This window comes from Delftia sp. RIT313 (genome assembly GCF_000632165.1).
Lineage (GTDB): Bacteria > Pseudomonadota > Gammaproteobacteria > Burkholderiales > Burkholderiaceae_C > Comamonas > Comamonas acidovorans.
The window spans coordinates 1-6,245 of sequence record NZ_JFYT01000005.1 but is presented as its reverse complement, the minus strand read 5'-3'; the positions used below and the strand labels follow the sequence as shown (position 1 = coordinate 6,245).

The following is a 6,245-nucleotide window of genomic DNA, read 5'->3' as shown; positions in this document are numbered from 1 at the left end:
AGGTGGTTGTCCTGGTAGACCACGTTTTCGATGAGGCCGGAAGCCAGCTTGGTCTTCTGGGTGAGCTTTTCGGTGAGGCGGTTGCCGGCCAGGTCATAGGTGTAGCTGCTGAGCTGGCCCAGGTAGTTGTCCTTGATTTCGATGAGCTGGCCGGCGCCATCGTAGCGGTAGTCCAGGCTCTTGCCCTTGGTGTTGCCCTCATGGGTGAGCTGGCCGGCCTTGTTGTAGTCGTACTGGTAGTAGACGCGTGCGCCGTTACCCAGCTGCGAGTCGCTGCGGGCTGTCAGGCGGCCGAAGATGTCGTAGCTCCAGTCCTGGCTCATGAGGTTGGGGTCGGTGAAGCCGATCTTGCGGCCCAGGGCATCGTAGCGGTAGTAGCTGACGTTGCTCATTTCGCCCAGTTTGACGGTGGGGCCGGGGGCAGGGGACGAGGCGGTGGTCCTGACCTGCTCCTGCCCGCTCATGGTCACGTTGCCGGCCAGGTCGTAGCGGTAGCGTGTGGCCTCGTTGTTGCCGTTGATGACGCGCACCTTGCGGCCGGCCTCGTCGTACTGGACGGTTTCCAGGACGGTGTAGCTGATGGGGCCGGTAAGGGTCACGCCGTTGGCACCATGGTCTGCGCCTTTGCCCGCTGCCTGGGTGATCTGGCTTCCCATGGCCTGGACTTCAAAGCGCGAGATGGCCCGGCCCAGTTCCGTCTGCGTCAGCCGCGATAGGTTGTCATAGCTGTAGTTGGTGACCACGGTGCGCGTGGCGGTCATGCGCTCGGCTGCACTGGTCTTGTCGCCAAAGGCGTTGTAGCTGAGGTCTATGCGCCCGCCGTCGGCCTTGCGCTCCTGCACCACGTTGCCGGCCAAGTCACGGACCTGGGCGTTGATGTTGCCCTTGCCGTCACGCACGCCGACCTGGCGGCCCAGGGCGTCGTAGTAGATGCGCGTGGTGGTGTATTCGGTGGGGCCTTCGTAGCTGGCCAGCTGGGTCTGGGAGGTGAGCTGGTTGCTGGCGTTGTAGGTGAAGCTGGTCTTGAACAGGGTCTGGCCGGCCTGCACGCGCGGGTCGTCCACCCCGGTGAGGTTGCCCCAGCGGTCGTACTCGCGGTTGGTGACGGCGCGATTGCTGAGGTTGAAGGGCGTGCCGGCCCACACGCGGGTCTGCACGGTTTCCGTGTAGGGCGGGGTGGTCTCCTTCAGGCTGATGGCGCTCGAGGAGGGGACGGTGACCTTGACGATCGATTTGGCGACATAGGCCGCGTGCTGGGCCGTGGCCGGGTATTCGATCTCGATCGTGATCCTGTACTCGGTATTGGGCGTGAGCGCATCCAGCACGATGCCCTGCAGCTGTGCCCAGTTCGGGAAGTGGATGCGGTTGTCGCCCTGGCGCCACAGGGTGGGCGTGCCGCCTGGCAGGCTGGGGTAGGAGCTGACCTTGACGCGTGCACCGGCCTCTGGGGCGCTCCAGTGCAGCATGTTGTAGATCTGCCCGTCGATGGCGGCCTGGCTGGTGCCCACGCCGGCGACGTTGGCCGTGGCAATCATCTCGGCGCTGAGCACCCAGGGATTGGTGATGTCGTATTCCTGCGTGGTGGTCAGGTAGTCGCCCAGGGGCTGGTTGCCCATGGCGTTGCGGTTGTAGGCCGCATACAGCGGCACCATGTCATCGGCCGGGACCTTGGAGATGTAGCCGTCGAATTGGTAGGCGCTCTGGTACCAGGTGGTGGGCGACCACGGGTAGTTGGCGGCCGGCTTGGAGTTCAGGGTGACGAAGGAGCCGCCGTTGACATCCTGCGGATTGGCCGTGAGGCGGAAGACGGTGGAGGCGCCGTATTTGTACTGGTACAGGCGCTGGTTGGTGGCCGAGGGCGAGGTCTCCACATAGCCGACGATGCCGTCATAGATGACGGCGCCGGCAGCCTCCAGCGCCTTGAATTCGGAGAAGACCGTGGGGTCGGCCGAGGTGAGGTGGTGCTGGTTGTTCTGGTATGTGAAGAGGAAACGGTGCAGAGGCACGCGGCCGGGGGCAGGGCTGCTCCAGACATAGCCGACCACGCCCAGGTTGGTGACGTTGCGTTTTTCCAGAACCGGCGGGGGCGAGACGTTGGTCATGGCCACGTTGCCTGGTGTTCCGACCTGGCCTGTGGCATGCACCTTCTCGCCCGTGGCGGTGTTGGTGGCGATCACCTCGTATTCGATGCTGCCCGGCCCCCAGTTGACGGCGACGCCCTGCCTGTTGATGCCCATGCCCACGGTGCGCCCGTCGCCATAGGCGAACAGGCCGTTGCCGACCGTGCGGGTGGTCACGGCGGAGCTGTTGCCCTGGGGCCAGTAGCGGAATTCCACAGTCCAGCCCGCCGCAGGCTTGGGCCACTGCAGCACGCGGTAGGGGTAGCCGTCGATGATGGCACTGCCCTGTTCCACGCCGCCGGGCAGGGGCGGCAGGTTGCCGTTGGTGCTTTCTGCACCGATGGTGAAAGTGCCCGAACCCACATCGCGCGTCATCTGCGCATTGGTGTTGCGCACGCGGTATTCGTAGTTGCCGGCGGGGAACTGGCTGACGTCGAAACGGTGGGCCGAGCCGAACGAGGTCTGTATGCCCACGGGCGCCGTGGTCCAGCCGTCATTGCTGCCGTAGCGGCGGTATTCGAGCGTGGTCTTGCTGACCAGGTCCTGCGGGTAGCTGACTTCGATGCTCAGGCCCATGACCTTGGCGAACATGGGCGAGGTGTGGGAAGACCCTCCGAAGGTGGCCCTCGGCAATCCCAGCAGGGCGTTGCGGTCAGTGATGGAGGTGGTGTACAGGCCGTCGCCGCGCGCGCTGGCCTTGTTGTCCAGCCTGTAGAGCTTGGTCATGCCCGGCACTTCGGTGGTTGCGCCGGGGGCCACATAGCCCTCTATGCCCTGGTTCTGCCACGAACCGCCGGCCGATGGCGCACCGCCATTCGTGTACAGAGAGACATCGGGGTCGCCTGCCTTTGTCCAGCGGTACAGCGGTATAAGACCGGGTTGCGGATCGCGGCTCACGTAGCCGGCCGTGCCCTCATCCAACCAGCCCTTGGCCTGGTTGAGCAGGCGCTCGCGCTCGGTCAGGCTGGTGGTGAAGTAGTGAGTGTCGGTGTAGCGGTTGTAGTAGCGGTAGATGGGAATGCGGCCGTCTCCGGCCTCGTTCCAGATCTGGCCGGGGCTGCTGCCTTCGGTCCAGTTGAGGGTGGAGTTCTGGGCGGGGCCGTCCACGCTGTACAGCGACTGCCATTTGCCGAAGACGTCCATCTTCTCGACCAGGACCTTCTTGATGGCGCCTATGCCAGGGTTGCCCTGGTTTTCGTTGACCCATTTGAGGCTGTAGCCTTCCACGGCTTCCTCGGCGGGAACGATGACGGTCTTGACCCGATCGCGCTGGCTGGTGACGTAGCCGGTGCCGCTGTCTTCGTTGAAGAAGCTGTAGGGCAGGGAGTCATAGGTCAGCGTGATGCGTACATCGCCGCTGCCCAGGTCTTCCAGCGAACGCCATACCAGATCCACTTGGTTGTAGGGATTGCGGGTGGGCATTGTGTTCGCAACAGGCACCACCTCGTTTTGCGTGATCACCCCATACAGCATGTTCTGCCGCGTGGTGATGCCCATCGGCTGCTCGGTCGCACGCTCGGGCGCCAGCGTCTGCACCAGACGGCCCAGCGCGTCGTAGCGCATGTCCGTGCGCCGGAACTGCGCCTTGTTCGCCGCCTGGGCGTTCAATGCCGATTGCGCGTCCTGGTAGGCCGTCTTCAGGTCCAGGCCTTCCGAGATGAGCTGTGCGGTCTGGCGGCCTTGCATGTCATAGGCCAGGACCTTGTAGACGCCGTCGCCCGCATTGGTGCGCCAGACGCGGCCCGCGTTGTCGTAGTCGTAGGTTTCCACGCCCTGCAGCGCCTGGCCGTTGTCCAGCACGCGCTTTTGCGTCACTTCGCCGAAGGCGTTGTAGCTCAGCTCGGTGTCGCTGACGCTCAGCGTGCCCAGGGCAATGCTTTCCGAAGGCGCGTAGCTGTGCGTCTGGTGGCCCAGCACGTCGTAGGCGTAGGCGCGCCAGAGGCTGGCCTGGCTGGCGTTGCCCCATTGGTCGTGGCTGGTGACGGTCTGCCATTCCTTGGCCAGCCGGCCCTGCGCGTCATAGGCGTAGTAGCGGCTGTAGCCCTGCGCATCCGTGATCTGCGTGGTGTGGCCTTGGGCATCGAATTTCGCAGTGGTGACGCGGTCGGCTGCGCTGGCCGCCCGGCTGTAGCTGCTGCCATTGGCTGCCACGTTGGCACCGGCGGCGTACTGGGTGGTGACCAGCACGTTGCCGTGCGCATCGCGCTGGAATTCGGTCAGCGGGTTGATGGGATTGGCACCCGCTCCCGTGGCCGCCACGCCCAGGTTCATGGCCGGGGTGATGGTGGCACGCACGCGGCCCAGCGCGTCGTAGAAGTTGGTGGTCACGCCGCCCAGCGCGTCCGTGGTCCGCGTGAGGTTGCCCAGCGCGTCGTAGGCGTAGCGGGTGGTGAGGTCGGACGTCTTGTCGTACAGCACGTCGCCTTGTTGCTGGGCACCGGCGTTGACGCCCGTGTGCGCCACGCCGCGCCGGGTTTCCGTGGTCTTTCGGCCCAGCAGGTCGTAGCCGTAGTCGGTGACGCGGTCGCCGGCCTCGGTGTAGGGCGTGCCCGTGATGGCGGCCATGGTGCCGGCCTTGGCGTATTCGACCTGGCGCACCAGGCTGCCCATGGCGTCGTAGGCCATGGTGGTGATGAAGCCCATCGCGTCGGTGGTGGCCACGCGCCGGCCCAGCTTGTCGTAGCCGTGGCTGGTGACGGCGGTGCGCGCATTGCCCAGGTTGACCGTGGTCGATGCCAGGTCGCCGAAGGCGTTGTAGGTGTGGGTGGTGCTCTTGCGCCCGCTGGCGGTCTCGCCTGTCTGGCTGTCGTAGTTGAAGACCAGGGGCTCCTGCACGTTGAGCGTGCGGCCCATCCTGTCGTAGCTGGTGAGGATTTCGCGGTTGGCGGGGTGGTTGGCTTGCACGCTCTGGCGCACGGCGGCATCGGCCAGGGCCGTGCCGGCCGGCGAGGGCAGGGCGATGGCCTGCGCATGGCGCACCAGGCGCTCGGTCTCGCCCCAGGCGTTGCGCGTGTAGCCGGTGACGAAGCCTGCGGCGTCCACGTCGAAGCTGACGCGGCCGGCGCGGTCATAGCTCTTGTAGCTCCAGGCTTCCTTGACACCCGGGATGCCCATGGCGCGGCTGGCCACGGCGTTGCCCAGCGCGTCGTAGCGGGTTTCGCTGCTCAGCTCGACGCCACGGGTTTCCACGCGCGCAGCCTCGCCCAGCCTGTTGTTGCCCAGCAGGGCCGCGGGGCTTTCTGCCTGGTACACGCCCACGCCGGGGAAGATCGTCTTGATCTGGCGCCCGACTTTGTCGTATTCGTATCGGGTGCTGCGCTGCTCGGGACGGCCTGCGGCCTCGGTGCGCGAAGTGAGGTTGCCGAAGGCGTCGTAGGCCAGCTGGGTGACGACGCGCTGGCTGCCCGTGTTGCCGGCATCGGGCACCAGGGTGCCGCCCAGCTCCTTGACGGCGGCCAGGTCCACGGCCGGCGAGGTCTCGCGCACCAGGCGGCCTGCGCGGTCGTAGTCGTAGTTCCAGGTGGCACCGGCCTTGTTGGTGAAGGCGGTTTTCTGGCCCAGGGCGTTGTAGGCGTAGGTTTCGCGGTTGCCCAGCGCGTCCGTGGTGCTGGCCAGGCGGCCTGCGCCGTCGTAGCTGTAGCGCGTGTGGCGGTCCTGGGCCGAGGCGCTGCCAGACTTGTCGGCGTATTCGGTGAGGTGGGTGAGCTGGCCGGTGCCGTCGTATTCGCGCGCGGTAGCGTAGCCGTTGGCGTCGATGGTGCGCACGGTGCGGTTGGCGCCATCGAGGATTTGCGTGGTCTCGCGGTCCTGGCTGGCGTTGGACTGGAGCATGGCCATGACGCGCTCCAGCGTGATGTCGGCCACGCCCAGGGCGGACAGGTCCACGGTGTTGGCGTAGGCGGTGACGGTCTGGCTGTGCAGCTTTTGCTGCGCGGCGCCTGATGTGCCCGATGCGCCCGATGCGCCTGACGAGGCGGCCGTGACGACGAAGACCTTGTCGTAGCGGATCTGGCGCACGGCGCCCGCTGCATTGACCTCCAGCACCTGTCGGTTGGCCTTGTCGTAGGCCAGGGTGGTTGTGCGGTCGACTGCGGCGGTGCGCAGGTAATTGCCGATGTTGCTGCG

1 protein-coding gene is annotated in these 6,245 nt (G+C 66.1%); it reads right to left on the bottom strand.

Features of this window, described 5'->3' with window-relative positions:
- Positions 1-6,245 (bottom strand): hypothetical protein (locus tag BW39_RS32150; protein WP_043819554.1); only part of this gene is annotated, 6,245 nt, incomplete at both ends.